The organism is Flagellimonas meridianipacifica (assembly GCF_003001695.1).
Taxonomy (GTDB): Bacteria; Bacteroidota; Bacteroidia; order Flavobacteriales; family Flavobacteriaceae; genus Flagellimonas; species Flagellimonas meridianipacifica.
On record NZ_PVYX01000002.1, the window covers coordinates 1494244 to 1510212 of the forward strand.

At 38.7% G+C, this 15969-nt stretch carries 18 protein-coding genes; 8 read left to right on the top strand and 10 right to left on the bottom strand.

What is annotated here, in order from left to right; genetic code table 11:
• Positions 1–109 precede the first annotated feature (109 nt).
• On the top strand, positions 110–520 hold the full coding sequence (locus tag CLV81_RS16860) for a glyoxalase (protein WP_106146589.1): 411 nt from the start codon (positions 110–112) through the stop codon (positions 518–520).
• Here the strand turns inward: CLV81_RS16860 and CLV81_RS16865 are convergent.
• Positions 509–1189: a DUF2461 domain-containing protein gene (locus CLV81_RS16865; protein ID WP_106146591.1), complete on the bottom strand. Its 681-nt coding sequence runs from the start codon at positions 1187–1189 to the stop codon at positions 509–511. The genes CLV81_RS16860 and CLV81_RS16865 overlap by 12 nt on opposite strands.
• Before the next feature lie 92 nt (positions 1190–1281).
• Here CLV81_RS16865 and epsC point away from each other — a divergent pair, with 92 nt between their 5' ends.
• Both epsC and cysM read left to right on the top strand, forming a co-directional pair.
• A complete protein-coding gene (epsC, locus tag CLV81_RS16870) occupies positions 1282–2073 on the top strand; it encodes a serine O-acetyltransferase EpsC (protein WP_106146593.1) in 792 nt (263 codons plus the stop codon).
• On the top strand, positions 2063–2947 hold the full coding sequence (gene cysM / locus CLV81_RS16875; protein ID WP_106146595.1) for a cysteine synthase CysM: 885 nt from the start codon (positions 2063–2065) through the stop codon (positions 2945–2947). The genes epsC and cysM overlap by 11 nt, the downstream gene beginning before the upstream one ends.
• A 1-nt stretch (position 2948) precedes the next feature.
• On the opposite strand, the gene CLV81_RS16880 is transcribed toward cysM, so the two are convergent.
• Complete coding sequence (locus CLV81_RS16880) at positions 2949–3749, bottom strand: alpha/beta hydrolase (RefSeq protein ID WP_106146597.1); 801 nt, start codon at positions 3747–3749, stop codon at positions 2949–2951.
• Entirely contained in the window at positions 3742–4611 is an 870-nt protein-coding gene (locus CLV81_RS16885) for an alpha/beta hydrolase (RefSeq protein WP_106146599.1), read from the bottom strand. The genes CLV81_RS16880 and CLV81_RS16885 overlap by 8 nt, the downstream gene beginning before the upstream one ends.
• Before the next feature lie 103 nt (positions 4612–4714).
• Here CLV81_RS16885 and CLV81_RS16890 point away from each other — a divergent pair, with 103 nt between their 5' ends.
• Together CLV81_RS16890 and CLV81_RS16895 are read left to right on the top strand one after the other, a co-directional pair.
• Positions 4715–5941 carry a DUF418 domain-containing protein gene (locus CLV81_RS16890; protein ID WP_158259149.1) on the top strand — a complete coding sequence of 409 codons (1227 nt, stop codon included), beginning with the start codon at positions 4715–4717 and terminating at the stop codon, positions 5939–5941.
• A 122-nt stretch (positions 5942–6063) separates the two neighbouring features.
• Positions 6064–6546 carry a hypothetical protein gene (locus tag CLV81_RS16895; protein WP_106146602.1) on the top strand — a complete coding sequence of 161 codons (483 nt, stop codon included), beginning with the start codon at positions 6064–6066 and terminating at the stop codon, positions 6544–6546.
• Here CLV81_RS16895 and CLV81_RS16900 read toward each other — a convergent pair whose 3' ends face one another.
• The gene (locus tag CLV81_RS16900) at positions 6547–8010 is read right to left on the bottom strand and encodes a magnesium chelatase (RefSeq protein WP_106147678.1); all 1464 of its coding nucleotides are present in this window, start codon (positions 8008–8010) and stop codon (positions 6547–6549) included.
• A 19-nt stretch (positions 8011–8029) separates the two neighbouring features.
• Positions 8030–9181: a vWA domain-containing protein gene (locus CLV81_RS16905; RefSeq protein ID WP_106146604.1), complete on the bottom strand. Its 1152-nt coding sequence runs from the start codon at positions 9179–9181 to the stop codon at positions 8030–8032.
• Positions 9182–9255: 74 nt separating this feature from the next.
• Here CLV81_RS16905 and CLV81_RS16910 point away from each other — a divergent pair, with 74 nt between their 5' ends.
• Positions 9256–10062 (top strand): DUF1853 family protein, encoded by an 807-nt coding sequence (locus CLV81_RS16910; protein WP_106146606.1) that lies wholly within the window; start codon positions 9256–9258, stop codon positions 10060–10062.
• Here the strand turns inward: CLV81_RS16910 and CLV81_RS16915 are convergent.
• The 3 genes from CLV81_RS16915 to CLV81_RS16925 form a co-directional block, all read right to left on the bottom strand.
• Positions 10042–10995 carry a nuclear transport factor 2-like protein gene (locus CLV81_RS16915; RefSeq protein WP_146129931.1) on the bottom strand — a complete coding sequence of 318 codons (954 nt, stop codon included), beginning with the start codon at positions 10993–10995 and terminating at the stop codon, positions 10042–10044. The genes CLV81_RS16910 and CLV81_RS16915 overlap by 21 nt on opposite strands.
• Positions 10996–11002: 7 nt before the next feature.
• The gene (locus CLV81_RS16920; protein ID WP_106146611.1) at positions 11003–11920 is read right to left on the bottom strand and encodes a DUF4440 domain-containing protein; all 918 of its coding nucleotides are present in this window, start codon (positions 11918–11920) and stop codon (positions 11003–11005) included.
• 107 nt (positions 11921–12027) lie between these two features.
• Positions 12028–12516 (bottom strand): Cif family virulence factor, encoded by a 489-nt coding sequence (locus CLV81_RS16925; RefSeq protein WP_106146613.1) that lies wholly within the window; start codon positions 12514–12516, stop codon positions 12028–12030.
• A 239-nt stretch (positions 12517–12755) separates the two neighbouring features.
• On the opposite strand from CLV81_RS16925, the gene CLV81_RS16930 reads away from it, so the two are divergent.
• Both CLV81_RS16930 and CLV81_RS16935 read left to right on the top strand, forming a co-directional pair.
• On the top strand, positions 12756–13865 hold the full coding sequence (locus CLV81_RS16930; protein WP_146129932.1) for a sensor histidine kinase: 1110 nt from the start codon (positions 12756–12758) through the stop codon (positions 13863–13865).
• The gene (locus CLV81_RS16935; protein ID WP_106146617.1) at positions 13865–14593 is read left to right on the top strand and encodes a LytR/AlgR family response regulator transcription factor; all 729 of its coding nucleotides are present in this window, start codon (positions 13865–13867) and stop codon (positions 14591–14593) included. Before CLV81_RS16930 ends, CLV81_RS16935 begins: the two co-directional genes overlap by 1 nt.
• 16 nt (positions 14594–14609) lie before the next feature.
• Here the strand turns inward: CLV81_RS16935 and hisIE are convergent, their stop codons facing one another.
• Both hisIE and hisF read right to left on the bottom strand, forming a co-directional pair.
• Positions 14610–15206, bottom strand: coding sequence for a bifunctional phosphoribosyl-AMP cyclohydrolase/phosphoribosyl-ATP diphosphatase HisIE (hisIE, locus tag CLV81_RS16940; protein WP_106146619.1), 597 nt, complete (start codon positions 15204–15206; stop codon positions 14610–14612).
• A gap of 3 nt (positions 15207–15209) precedes the next feature.
• The gene (gene hisF / locus CLV81_RS16945) at positions 15210–15965 is read right to left on the bottom strand and encodes an imidazole glycerol phosphate synthase subunit HisF (RefSeq protein WP_106146621.1); all 756 of its coding nucleotides are present in this window, start codon (positions 15963–15965) and stop codon (positions 15210–15212) included.
• Between the last annotated feature and the right edge of the window lie 4 nt (positions 15966–15969).

Consider the following 15969-nt stretch of genomic DNA (forward strand, 5'->3'; position numbering starts at 1 on the left):
AAGACGAAGTTAAGTATTCCCAAACTCTGTTCATAACATAGTTAAAAAGTATTGCTCTTGCTAAATTTGTAGAATTGATGTTTCTGTAATTTTAATAAAACGAAACGCCATGGATTCACGATCCAGTAAGTTGTTGGACATCCGTCCCGAAATTCCCAAAGCAAGAATACACGATAATATGAGCATGGAAGAGCACTTCCAGAATAAAACGCTCCGCCCTATTATCAAAATGCAAAACGTTTTACTCGTAGAGGTTTTTAAAAACTACGTAAGAAAGCACAAAGGGGTATTCTATGAATTGTCCAATGAAAAAAAGCTCAGTTATATTGAAAAGTCCATTCAAAAGGATATCAAGTTTCGGAATTCCCTTAAAGGAATAATTATTGGTCAATTTACCGTTGAAGAATACACTGTTTACATTACAAATTCTTCTGCTCTTAACAAACGAATGATGAATATGGTTATAGAGCGGTTAAAGGACCAATTGCAATTGCTACAAGAAGCGATACTAGTCCAGTAGCGATTCCCCATTTAAGTTAGTGGTCAAGATATCGCTCATGATATCAAAGAAGGGGCGTATGGCCTTGAAAGATTTGTTCACCTCTTCAAGAAAGGATTCATCCAGTACTTCTTTATCCGAAAAGTTCCTTACGAAAATGAACTGTTTTCTTTTGATTAGGTCTATGTCTGGATGTTCTTTATCAAATCCTTTGGGAGCTGTTTTTACCCCGTCGCCTTGAATCTCTCCCCAAATGGACTTCAATGATTTTTTACCAATCACGCTTCTAAAGTCCGAGGCATCCATTTCAAACTCTTTTCGGATTCGGAAAAGGTCTTCTTTATTGGGCTCCCAAAAACCAACCGCTGCAAAAGTTTCTCCAGGTTTTATTCTAAGATAATAACCCCCTCTTAAATGTGCCCCAAGGCGGGAGAAGGAGCCAGCAAAATGAGATTTATACGGAGTTTTATCTTTTGAAAAGCGTACATCGCGATATATGCGGAACATCTTCATTTTTTCAATTTCATCATGAACGTTGAGGTTCTCCTGAACATTGGCATAAAACTGTTTTACCGCAGATTCGTGCATTTTGAATGTTGGCTTATGGGCCTCGAACCAATCCCTATTGTTGTTGTTTTCCAATTCTTTTAAAAAATCAAGGGTCTCTTTTGAAATGCTTTGAATCTCCATGCGACAATCTAGATGTTATTTTTACGCTAAAGTTAGAGAATTCAGAGCGGTATGGATATGTTTTATCTATTTTTAAGGCTTACTAATCAATCATGGATAAGGAAAAAATCATTCAAGAACTAAAGGGGCATAAGAAACAACCCTACCTGGACTATAGATTAAAAAGGGAAACGGAGGAATTCACGAACACTCTTTTCTATACCCTCTTCGATGTCAACACTCCCGTTGAGGAGAATTTAGACCTTCTCGAAAAACAGTTTACAAGGCTTGTTGATTTAGCATGTTGGGATGCAAACAAACCTTGTGATAAGCTTTGGAGTAAATATGTTTCTAAACTCCCATCCATTCTTGAAAAACTAAATTTGGACGCAGAAGCTATATTGAACTGTGACCCCGCCTCACTTTCCATGCAGGAAATCTATATGGCCTACCCCGGGTTTTATGCAATAGCCATTTACAGATTGGCCCATGAATTGTACAAAGAAGGATTTCCATTAGTCCCCAGATTGATGACGGAATATGCACATAGACAAACTGGGGTTGATATCAATCCTGGTGCCCAAATAGGCAAATCATTTTTTATAGACCATGCAACAGGGGTAGTTATAGGAGAAACAGCTGTAATTCACGATAATGTAAAAGTCTATCAAGGGGTTACCTTGGGAGCACTTTACGTGGATAAAAAACTTCAAAAAATAAAAAGGCACCCTACCATTATGTCCAATGTTACCATCTATGCCAACGCAACCATTCTTGGAGGCGAAACGGTAGTCGGTGAAAATTCGGTTATTGGTGGTAATGCTTGGTTAACCTCTTCGGTTCCTCCAAATTCCACAGTTTTTCATACTCCTGAAATAAAAATAAAGACCGCTGATGTCGAGTAACATTTTGGACCTTATCGGTAATACTCCTTTGGTGGAATCGCGGGTCTTGAATACTAACAAGAACGTAAAGCTCTTGTTTAAACTGGAGGGGCATAATCCAGGTGGAAGTGTTAAGGATAGACCTGCTTACAATATGATTAAAAGCGGCTTGGAACGGGGTGAAATTACCAAAACCACAAAACTAATTGAGGCCACCAGTGGCAATACGGGAATTGCCTTAGCCATGATAGCTGGTGTTTATGGCCTGGATATAGAATTGGTAATGCCCGAAAACTCCACAAAAGAGCGTGTGCAGACCATGCGAGCCTATGGTGCCAAGGTTACTCTCACTTCTTCTGATATTGGAATAGAAGGCGCTAGGGACTATGCAGAAGCCAAGGTGCACAATCAGGGCTTTAAAATGCTCAATCAATTTGCAAATGATGACAATTGGAAGGCCCATTACAAGACCACAGGTCCGGAGATTTGGAATGATACCAATGGCGATGTTACCCATTTTGTGTCCAGCATGGGAACAACCGGAACCATAATGGGAACTTCTACCTATTTGAAGGAACAAAATCAAGCCATAAATATAATTGGTGTTCAACCAACGGATAACTCCAGGATACCGGGCATACGTAAATGGCCCGAGGCATATCTTCCCAAGATTTTTAACCCCAGTAAGGTGGACCTAATTATGGAAGTAAGCCAGGATGAGGCCGTGGTTATGGCAAAAAGATTGGCTAAAGACGAGGGTATTTTCTCTGGTATGAGCAGTGGCGGGGCTGCTACCGTAGCGTTACGGTTGGCGGAGACTTTGGAAAGGGGCACGATTGTATCGATTGTTTGTGATCGTGGAGATCGGTATCTGTCTTCAGATTTATTTGATTGAGCTAGTTGTCTAACTCTGCCCGTATACCTTGCCAGTATACTTCAAACTGGTCAAGGTCGTTATGTTTGCCCCCCTCAATGGTATACATTTTTTTATCAGTTATTGGAATTGATTTAAACAAACGCTTCCCTGAATCATACGCCACTACCCTATCTTCGGTACCATGAAAAATACGGATTGGCGCTTGAACCTTTTTAATAAATTCGTTCGAGTTCAACTTGTACTTCAAAATACTTTTCATGGGTAAAAATGGAAAACGGTCTTGAGCCACATCGGTCAGATTGAAAAATGGAGTTTCCAATATCAGTTTTTTGATTTCATTGTTTGAAGCTACATGGGTGCCTATACTGCATCCCAATGACCTTCCGTAGATTACGATTTGGTGTTCTGGGAACAATCCTGTGGTATGTTCATAAAACAATTGTGCATCCTTCAAAAGATTGGACTCATTTCTTTTCCCTGTGCTTTTTCCATACCCTCTATAATCCATTATAATTACATCGTATTCAAAATCAAGAAAGTTACGGGCAATTCGCCCCCATCTTGATAAATCTCCTGCATTTCCGTGGAAATACAAAATGACCCCTTTTGGGTTTTCTGTCTTAAAATGCAACGCATTGAGCTTGGCCCCATCCGGACTGGTCAGGAAGAATTCTTCAAAATCACTTTCAAAAGAATAGGTATAGCTTTCTGGAAGTTGAGTGGGTAGAAAAATAAACTTTTCCTGAAACAAGGTAAGCATAAGAGAAAGGGTTAAGAACAGAACAAATATAATAATCGCAAAACGACCTAGTTTACGCATTAATCGGTTTTGAAGTATGTTTCACATCAATACTTGACCCTTCAAGGTTCACTTTTCTAGGACGTGAATTAATTATGTCACCCAACATGCTATGATACGATTCAAAGGTGTTCAAATCTTTATGACCACCACCAATTATTGTATATAACTTGGTTCGCTTGGGATTGATTTTAGAAAGTTTAACGCTGGTTTTATAAGGAATCAGCCTATCATCAGTACCATGAAGTATATGAATGGGACATTTCACATATTTCAGCCACTTATAGGTTGGCATTGGGAATTTAATCAGTAACGACAAGGGCATAAAGGGGATATACTTTTTAGCCACTTTACTCAAACTGTAGTAGGGCGCATCCAAAATCAACATACGTGGTTCATTCATGGAAGCCAATTTTGCGGCAAAACCCGAACCTAAAGACCTACCGTAAAGAATGATGTATTTTTCCGATACCTTTTTTTTGATTTTATTATAGATAACCTGCATATCGCGTTTTACCGCTTTTTGGGTACGACGACCTGTGCTTTTTCCAAATCCCCGATAATCAACCATAATGACATCATAGCCATGTCTTGTAAAATCCACTGCGAATTTGCCCCAGCCTTTTATGCTCTTGGAGTTGCCCTTCAGATAAAAAACAACCCCTTTCGGGTCTTTGGCTTTAAAATGTAGACCATTGATTATGGCTCCATCCCTAGTTTCTACATTGTATTCTTCCGTTTCTTGATTTTCGTAGTGAAACTGGAAGTCCTTATTCAACTTTTCTGGTTTGAACAGAAAGAAGTCCTGAAAAAAGAAAAGAAGAACGCTTATGAGGATATACACCGTAAGTATGGCCAAGACTACATATACCCAGTTCTGCATGCACGATAGTTTTTTCCAAATTACAAAAAAATATAAATACCTCTTTGTCAATGATTTTGACTTAAAATTCTTATTTTCAAACATCAATCAATCAAAAAACATTATGGAATCATCTGCTCAGGGTATACTACCTAAAAACCGAATTGAAATTATAGATGCCCTACGAGGTTTCTCACTTGCCGGAATAGTAATCGTCCACATGGTTGAGAATTACATAGGTGCTCCGTCCCCATCCTCTTTCAATGAGGCGGTTCACCAAGGTATAGGGGATGATATTGTGGATGGATTTATAGGCTTTTTGCTACGAGGCAAGTTCTTTGCGCTGTTTTCCTTTCTGTTTGGATTGAGCTTTTTTATTCAAATGGACAATGCAAATAAAAAGGGCGAATATTTTGGAGGCCGATTTTTATGGAGACTCATACTATTGCTCATAATAGGATATGCACATAGTCTCTTTTACGGGGGAGATATTTTGACCATCTACGCTATACTTGGAGTTTTCTTAATTCCGTTTTATAAAGTTGGTAACAAGTGGATTCTGGGAATTACTGCTCTTTTGTTTTTAGGTATTGGGAGATATGTTGTTTTCTATTTTACACAAGGAGGAAATGTTTTCCCAGGTATGGATTTTACTCCTGATAGTCAAGATGTTAAGAATTACTATGCTATCCTAAAAGAAGGCACTCTTTCGGATGTTTTTGCCTATAACGGTCACCAAGGCCACTTAAATAAAGCTAATTTTCAATTAGGTGTTTTTGGGAGGGCATACATCACCCTAGGGTTTTTCTTAATGGGACTCTTTGTGGGACGTATGGGCTTCTTTGAAAGATATACGGATATGAAAAAGTTAATCAAACGGACTTGGATATGGTCCTTGGTTCTCTTTCTGGTTTCAGGAGGTCTTATGGCTTTAACCTTTGGAAGTATGGGAGGAAACGTGACTTTTGATAAGTGGATTGCAATGTTTGGTTTAACCTCATTTGATTTGAACAATGTGGCCATGACCTTCATCCTATTGAGCGTTTTTGTGATTGTTTATAAGCGAACTGGAGGACAAAAATGGCTTTCCAAATTTGCTCCCTATGGAAGGATGGCCTTGACCAACTACTTCTTTCAAAGTATTATCGGCACTTTCTTACTTTTTGGCTGGGGCTTGGGTTATTTGGGAGAACTTAGGAATATCTACACCTTTGGCATAGCCATCTTAATTATTGTCCTTCAAATGGTTATCAGTGCTTGGTGGCTTAGAAAATTTCGATACGGTCCCTTGGAATGGCTATGGAGAAGTGCCACATTTTTTAAGATTTTTCCGATGAAACGCAATTCTTAGGAAAACAAACCACAGTTTTTACGGTTTACCCAACATTCTTTCCGGTTCATCGAAATGGATAGAATAAAACCCGAATTACTCCCGTTTTATTAGCAATTTTGACCATACCAAATCTGCCAAAAATGAACAAAATCTTTAAAATCCTTACTTGGAAAAGTACCAACCTGATTACTGCCTTTATATTGTCAGTTTTGGTTGTACTTAGCTTCTATGGGGTTTACACTAACTCATTTTATCTAACTAAACCAGACAACTATATTTTCCCATTGTTGAGTATAATTCATTTTCTCTATATCTATGTGATATGGTTCAAGATAAAAGAAGATGAGTTGCCCGACCCAAAAATGCGCAATTTGGAGTACGCGCTATACGCCGTGATGGTGGTGTATGCCTTTAAAATCTATGAAAGTATAGTGGTCCTTAATTCTGTTTCAGATTTACAGGAACATTACATTCCAGAAACCTTTTTTCCCATGATAACCACCATATTGGTTCTCTATTGTCTCCTTTTCATTATCACTTTGTTTTCCTTCGCTATTCGTAAACGTCAGATTGGAGTGTACAATTTTGAAAACTTCAATGATAACTTAAATATGTGGCAATAATTAGAGGCCGCGTATATAACTTCCATATAAATCCTTGAATTCATATCCTTGTAAGAACCGCTGTTTGCTCAGTTTTTTATAAGCAACCAATCCCCATAGTAAAAATTCTTTAAGAAAATAAGAGTCTTCTTTTGGAATAGAGGGTTGATATTCCTTAACAAGAGTTCTTAAAGGAACTATTGAATCAAGTTTGTTTTGATATTCTTCATCCGAATCATCATCCAATAGTTCAAAGCCTTCTCCTTCAAAAAACCAAGACACCAAATCATCATACGGACCTTCGGCATCTTTTCGTTCCAGTTTGTCAATTTTGGGAAAGAAATTAGAGAAGAGCGTCTTAATAGCATCTTCAATAAGTATTTCAGCTACTGAACCTGCACCTTCTTGTTCTCCTTCATAAACCAGTTCAATCTTTCCGGTAATTGATGGAACAACTCCCATGAAATCACTTAACCGTACAGATGTCTTTTTATTTCCCGATCGTATACTGCGTCTTTCCGCTGTACTTAAAAGATTTTCAAAAGCTGTGATGCTCATTCGGGCACTTACCCCACTTTTAGCATCCACATACTCACTTTTTCTGGCCTCAAAACTGATTTGTTCCAATAAATCCATGGCCATATCGGGAACATAAATGGAGTCCGTCTGCCTGGAATCCAAATCGGCCTCTTGTTTGGTTATTTTCTTTGCGATTTCGACACTTTCCGGATAATGGGTCAAAATTTGTGATCCAATTCGGTCTTTTAAAGGAGTAACAATACTTCCCCTGTTTGTGTAGTCCTCCGGATTTGCGGTAAACACAAATTGCAAATCCAATGGCAACCTTAACTTAAAACCACGAATCTGTATATCACCTTCCTGCAATATGTTAAATAGTGCTACTTGAATTCTTGCTTGAAGGTCAGGTAATTCGTTAATAACGAAAATACAGCGATTCGCTCTTGGAATCATGCCAAAGTGGATAACACGGTCGTCAGCATATGATAGTTTTAAGTTCGCCGCCTTTATGGGGTCGACATCACCAATCAAATCAGCTACGGTCACATCAGGTGTGGCGAGCTTTTCATAGAATCGCTCGTCCCGATGTAGCCACTCTATTGGAGTTTCATCCCCTTTTTCTTCAATCAGTTGCTTGGCATAACGTGACATTGGATTTAGCGGGTCGTCATGGATTTCTGAACCAGCCACAACTGGAATCCACTCGTCCAAGAGCTGAACCATCAAACGGGCCAGTCGTGTCTTCGCCTGACCGCGAAGCCCCAAAAGATTGATATTATGTCTGGATAAAATAGCGCGCTCCAGTTCTGGTATCACCGAGTTTTCATACCCCCATATACCTTCAAAAGTCTCTTCGCCGTTCGCTATCTTTTCCAGTAAATTATCTCGAAGTTCATCTTTAATGCTTTTGCTTTCGTACCCCGCTTTTTTTAATTGTCCTAGGGTCGTAATCTTCTTATATTCCATTTTGCTCATAATTAGCAATCTATCCTTTTAGTCTTTTTTTTCTGTTTTCTTCGTAATCTTCAAAAATCATTTCGCCCAAACCTTTTAAACCTGTGTAGAAAGCCTTACCCTTATTGGCTTTGGTAAATTCCCTTACAAACTGCATTAAATAGGGGTCTTGGGCAATCATAAACGTGGTTATGGGAATGTGTAGCTTTCTTGCTTGTTGCGCCATTGCATAGCAGCGTTCTACGATGTAATCATCCAATCCCACACTATTCTTATAATACTCTCCGTTGGGCAATCTCAGACAGGAAGGCTTCCCATCTGTAATCATAAAAATTTGCTTATTGGTGTTTCTCTTGCGGCGTAAAATATCCATCGCGAGCTGCAAACCGGCAACAGTGTTGGTATGATAAGGGCCCACTTTCAGGTAAGGTAAGTCTTTAATGGGTATAGGCCAGGCATCATTCCCGAAAACCAGAATATCAAGTGTGTCTTTTGGATACCTTGTGGTAATTAACTCTGCCAAGGCCATTGCCACCTTTTTTGCTGGAGTGATACGGTCTTCGCCGTACAAAATCATGCTATGGCTTATGTCTATCATGAGCACGGTACTCATTTGGGCCTTGAACTGAGTATCCTCAACCACTAAATCCTCTTCATTTAGGGTAAAGCTATCCATCCCATGGTTTATCTGGGCATTCTTTAAGCTTTCGGTTATAGATATTCTTTCTAAAGAATCCCCATATCGATATTCCCTAAACTCTCCAGTGTGCTCATCTCCGTTTCCTAATTTACCTGTTTTATGGTCTCCAGAACCTCGCCGTTTCATTTTGCCGAAAATCTGGGCCAATGCTCTTTGACGGAGCATACGTTCCAATTTGGCTGTTATGGACAGATTTCCCCCTCCATCTCCTTCCTCACCTTCTCCCTGTTCTCCATTAGGGTCAATTTCCTCTCGGATATAGCCTTTAGCTTTTAAATCTTCAATGAAATCATCGATGGTGTAGTCATCATCCGTAAGTTCATATTCTTTATCCAATTCCCTCAGCCAATCCAAAGCCTCTTCCACATCTCCAGAAGTATGGGTGACCAATTCTTGGAAAATCTCAAAAAGTCGTTCAAAAGGAGTCTGCTCGGGTGCTTCGTAGGTAGTGAATCGAAACCCTTTTCTTAAATTCATAGCCATTATATAAAAATAACACATTTGAACATATTGGTTTCGCATTTAAAGAAACCTTAACGATAGTGACTCATCCTGTTATGTATATCAAACAAGTTGAAGGATTTTATAACACGCCTCCCCTCTGGAGAGCTATACAGTTTGGTATACAACAATTTGAATTCCCTGAAATGGATTTAAAGGGTTTACATCCCGTCGATATTCCTGAAAATCTGCGCTTGGGACATCAAATGGAGTACGTGTTTGAGCAGCTGATACGATTTGATGGAACCTATGGGATTATGCTTATGAATCAAGCAGTTCGCTCTGGAAAAAAGACAATAGGCGAAATTGATTTTATACTAAACCAAAGTGTGAGCAACATAGTTCATCATGTAGAGCTTACTTATAAATTTTACGTCATTGATTCGTCAATTTCTGAACCTATTCACCGCTTAATGGGACCTAACCGAAGGGATATGTTTTTCACCAAAATGGAAAAGATAAAGAACGAACAGTTCGCACTGATTAATCGTCCTGAAACCCAAAGTATCCTTGACGAAATAGGGCTGAATTCAAATGTGTTACATCAAAGCTGCTGTTTTAAAGCGCAGTTATTCAGACCTTTTGATGAGCCTATAGTTCATATCCGTCCCTTAAATCCAAGCTGTGTTGTGGGATATTGGATGCGATTTGAGAATTTTGAAAAAGTTGATTATGGAAAAAATCTGTTTTATATTCCATTCAAAAAAGAATGGCCCATACAACCTCATGAGAACGTTACTTGGATGTCATACACGGAAACACTCATGGAAGTAAATCTTCGGATGATTCAAAAAAATACACCTATGCTCTGGATGAAAAAGACCTCTGGAACACTTGAGAAGTTATTCGTTGTTTGGTGGTGACATATTATAAATTACCTTACCTATTTTTAAATCTCTATCCACCTGGCGGAAAACAAACAAATTCTTAGTTACAAATGGCATAGGAGAAGTATTATTTTTTGGATGGTACCTACCCGTAACCCTACCTCGCATAACAATCACACTTCCGTATACTTCCATTTCTAGAATTTCATGTTTCATTATGGACTCACCGTACTTCCTCTGTTCTTTTAAGAACTTAGAAAGCGCCTCTTTTCCAATATTGGCTTCACTTTCAGGAGCCATATGAACGACATCATCCGTATAAACCTCAAGTTGCCTTTCAACAGTAAGCGCATTGTTATCAAGCACAGCCAAAATTGCCTCAATTTGAGATTTCAGCCTCTCCTTTTCATCGGGCAAACGAACGAAAGTACCCTCATAGAACAAACCCGTAGGTGCATCATCTGAATTGTACTGAGTGGATTTCATATGATATTCATCTTGAGAAATCCATTTATAATGATAAATTCTGTAGGTTTCCTTTGGCTCTCCTTCAAATGAAATCTTTAAAGTCACATCACCACTTTTGGTAATGCTTCCGGCACCTACTCCGGCCCTGAGCGCTCCAAAGCTTGACAAATGGTTCACCACTTTGGTAACCGGATTGTAAGACCAAAAAATATGACCATTCGGTTCTGGACCGTCAATAATGGAAAAGAGACTGTTCGCCGTATTGATTTGTGTTGAAATGGTGTGGTGCATGGGTATCGTTATTGTTTCCGTTTCCCCTCCCCAGTTTTGTGTCCAACTATCATCTTTCAAAGTCCATTCACCAATAAAAGCCTTAAGTGGATTTTGCAATGCCAATTCCTCAGTTTTTCCATGATTGGAAAAGATGATTGCCGTCTCTTGTGAAAAAGCGTTCAATAGAAATAGTAACAAAAGGGGCAACATTATGTTTTTTATCCTCATTTTTTGATTATTTGGGTGAAGCTGGCATGCTATGATTTATCATTTGTTTATAGATTTTAATACCATCATCTTTCATTCTCTTGTACAAAGTCAAACCTTTGCCTTCAATATATGAAGGCTGTCCTTCCCAAGTCCATTCTACATAATACTCTCCAAACTTCAAAGCGTAATCTCCCATATCTATAACTTTGACACTTCTGGTCATTAAAGAATCCTTGGGAACATCCGGGTTGTAATGAGATTCAAAATATTTAGTGATATTATCTTTTCCGATAAAGGGTGGGTCATAATATGTCATGTAGGTAGCATCATCTGCATAAGATTTTAATTGTGTTTTGGCATCGCCCTCAAAAACCGCTTCATAAGAAAACCTACGCATTTCCTCTATTTCCTTTTCCCACCGCGTTTTGAATTCCATGGTCTCTCTATCTCGAACATCAATCGAGACAAAGTTTACGTTTTCCGCCTCAAAATAGCTAGAAGCACCCCAGATGTGAGCTATAACCCTTGGGTTCTCACCATCCGAAACCTTCCAATAGGTTGCATATTTTCCATAGTAATCAAAGTTTTGAGAATCAGGGGTTTTGTACTGGTGCTCAAACGTGCCCAATTCTATAAAGTATTCCCCCAAATCTAAGATTTCAAAAGGTTCTTTGGAATAGCTAATGGTCTCTGTTTTCGCAAAAAACTGAGTGAAGTATTCCCTTATTTTACCTTTGCCCCATAAAGACTTATGGTATTCTGGTAGCAGGATGGTCTCATTATCCATCAAATCGATTGCTTCATTCAGTGATTCTGTCCTTAGCGCCTCTCCAAACTTTTGACTTTGAGACTTTACTTTTTCATAACCTACGTTCTTCTTTTGCAACGAAAATGCACTAAAGATTGCTGCTAGCAATACTATTGCAACTCTATTTTTCTTCATGGTTGAATTTTTATGACAATGACCTGTTTCGATTTTTGATTGTTTTAATTGAGTGAAACTATTTGCTTGATGGAAAAAGCTTTTAGAGCTCTAATAACTCGATTCAATCACTCTTCAAAAGGTTGAATTATTTCATGTATGGTAGCCCATCCGGTGGGGCTTTTATCATATCGCTGTAAAATGACTAGTGTCCTACCTCGGAACACAAATGGGTCATCGCCATTTTTTGGAATCAATCGGATACCGAAAAGTATCTGCTTTATTACCAAATCTCCTTTATGTAGAAATAGTTCGTCCTCCTTTTCACCAATAAACTCAAGGTCAAATTGGGCCATGGTTTCGTTGAGTGCTTCCAAAACAGCTTCACGTCCAACTCTCAAGTTGTTATAGCTCAGTGCCTTCACCACATCTGGATGATGATGCAACTTAATAGTTTCCAAATCCCCATTTTTAAAAGCCTCTCTGACCGCCTTCCCGGTAGCGGTGATTTGTTTGACTACCACATCGTCTATTGGTTTCTCCTGCGAATAGCAGCAGAAAAAGCACAACATAAGTAAGGTAATCCAGATTCTTGTATCCGCAAGAAACATTTTCATGACAGCGTGTTATTGGTTTCTATCAAAGGAAATGGAACCTAGTACTTCTCAAAAAACATATTGCTGATGGGTTTTAGATAATTGATAAGAAGCTTCAAACTGATGATATCCTGCAAAAACCAAATATCAGTAGCACAAATTGCCTTTTGTCAATTTTTGATAACCTGACGTCAATTACATCAACCCAAGCGAAAACAAGTCTTTAGTTTTAAGTACTTTTAGGTAAAGTATAGTTGGTTTTGCTAGAAAAGATTAAGTCGGTTTTTGTTCGGTACAAACTGTACCATCTAGTTTTTTGGTTTTTGTACCACTACTTTTGGTGGGCCTTGCAAAGTGGGGCCGTTGAAGCGGTCAACAATATTTTCTTTTCTCAGTATTCAACCAAATTTGCATTCTACGTGGTAATGCAGGCTTTAGGTGTTTATTTTAACCTCTATTATCTTATCCCTAGATTCTTACAAAGAGGAAAATATCTGATATATATCCCCGCCTTATTATTGACCATATTGCTCACCTCTTCAGGAATTATTGGTGGCTATTATGTAAATGCCTCCATTGTTGGTGTTCCCTTTCAAGAACTGTTTAAGGTGGCCCCTACAGAATTCTTTCAACTATTCAAAAACAACGCATTGCCTTCTACCCTGGCCAGTATGACCTTGGCTATGAGCATAAAATTGACAAAAAACTGGATTTCTTCAGAAAAGAGACGTAATGAGGTGGAAAAAGAGAATCTGAAAACGGAGCTGAAGTTTTTACGCTCACAGTACAATCCACATTTTTTGTTCAATACAATTAATTCAATTTTTGTTTTAATCCATAAAAATCAGGATATGGCCTCAGATTCGTTGGCCAAATTCTCAGAGCTATTGCGTTACCAATTGTATGAATGTAATGAGCCTGAAATCAGTTTAAGCCAAGAGTTGAACTACCTAAAGAATCATATAGAATTGGAAACGTTGAGACAAGAGTTGTCCAATTTAGACCTGCAAACAGAATTGGATAGTTCCAATACACAAGGTCTCAAAATAGCACCCTTCTTATTGATGCCTTTTGTTGAAAACGCATTTAAACATGTTTCACACCACACTGATTCCCGCAATTGGATTCACATCTCCTCACATACCACGAACAATCGGTTACAGTTAAAGGTTTCAAACAGCAAACCTAAATTATCAGTGACCAAGACGCCTGAATCTTCCGGTCTTGGATTGACAAACGTGAGACGTAGGCTAGAGCTGTTATATCCGAATTCGCATAAACTTGAAGTATTGAAAACAAATACTACATACAAGGCCTCTTTAGAAATTACGTTGAAGCAAGAGGTATTGGAAAAAACCAACATTGCGTAATGGATGTAATCAATTGCATACTAATTGATGACGAACCCTTGGCCCGTGAATGCCTCAGGGATTATATTCAAAAAACGGATTTTTTGAAATTATTGGGAGAAGGCACCAATCCCACTCAAATCAATACACTCATGGTGGATAATTCCGTTGATGTGATTTTTTTAGACATTCAGATGCCCATTATGACCGGATTGGAATACTTGAAGAACAACCCCCAAAGACCTATGGTCATATTGACTACTGCCTATCCAAGTTATGCTTTGGAAGGTTTTGAGCTTGATGTTTTGGACTATTTGGTGAAACCTATCACCTTTAGTAGGTTCCATAAATCAGCTGTAAAAGCAAAAGACTATTTTCAACTTAAGCAAAACAATGCTCCTGAATCCCAGAAAAAAGAATCAGCAGCATACTTTTTTGTAAAATGTGATAAGGTATATGAAAAAATAAATGTTACCGATTTAGAATTTATACAAGCCCAACAGAATTACATCGTTTTTCATACCAGCGAAGACAAATACATGACATTAATGCCCTTAAAACGAGTTTGGGACATACTACCAGCCACGGATTTTATTCAAGTCCACAAATCTTTTATAGTAGCGATAAACAAAATCAGAACGATTGAAAAAACAAGTCTAAAGCTGACACAAGAAACTATTCCGCTCAGTAGAAATTTTAGGGAATCGGTATATGAAACGGTTACAAAAAAATCTCTTTTTAAGAATTGATTTCTTAAAAGACTGATTAGTGTCTTGACTCCAAGACTTTAACCACGTCTTCCAAAGAAAACCCTTTTGCCTTCAATAGTATTAGATAGTGAAACAATAAATCGGCACTTTCATTCAAGAATAGAGAGTCATCGTTATCCTTTGCCTCAATAACGGTTTCCACAGCCTCCTCTCCCACTTTTTGGGCAATCTTGTTGATACCTTTTCGGAAAAGAGAGGCTACATAGCTCTTTTCATTTTCACTATTTTCCTTACGAGAGGCAATAATGCTTTCTAATGTGGACAAAAAACCGAATTCTTGCGAATTGACCTCACCCCAACAGGTATCGGTCCCAGTATGGCAAGTCGGACCTTCTGGTCTCACTGTAATTAGCAATGAGTCATTATCACAATCATTTTTAATGTCTACTAAGTGCAAAAAGTTACCACTCTTCTCACCCTTCGTCCATAAGCGTTGCTTGCTTCTGCTAAAAAAAGTGACTTTTTGGGTTTTCTGGGTAATTTCAACCGCCTCTTGGTTCATGTACCCTAGCATAAGGATATTTTTGGTCCGCGCATCTTGAATAATAGCTGGGACCAATCCATCTCCATTTTTGGTAAAGTCTATTTTCATCTTTTACAATCTTACTGGTATTCCTTCTTGCTTCAATTCTTTTTTTAAATCGGTGATATCTATTTCCTTAAAATGAAATACGCTGGCTGCCAATGCTGCATCTGCCTCACCATCCTTAAAAGTATCTGTAAAATGGCTTACTTCACCGGCACCACCTGATGCAATGATTGGGACTTTAAGGCTTCGCGATAATCTTTTCAAAGCTTCATTAGCGAAGCCGTTCTTGGTTCCGTCATGATTCATTGAGGTGAATAAAATCTCACCAGCTCCTCTCTCTTCTACTTCATGTGCCCATTCAAACAAATCAATTTCCGTGGGTACTTTGCCTCCAACCAAATGAACCTTCCATTGACCATCAATTTGTTTAGCGTCTATAGCCACAACAATACACTGTGAACCAAATTTGGCTACCAACCGATTGATTAGGTCTGGATTTTTCACGGCTGAGGAATTAACCGAAACCTTGTCCGCACCATTCTTCAGTAGGATATCGACATCTTCAACCGAACGAATCCCTCCGCCAACAGTAAAAGGAATATTTACCTTTTCCGCTACGCGATACACTAAATCTGCAAGGGTTTTCCGTTTTTCTTCCGTTGCTGAGATATCCAAGAAAACCAATTCGTCCGCACCTTCCAAGGCATATACTTCAGCCAACTCTACGGGGTCACCAGCATCCTTTAAATTTACGAAATTGACCCCTTTTACGGTTCTGCCGTCTTTTATATCCAGACAAGGAATAATTCGTTTTGTTAGCATGTCC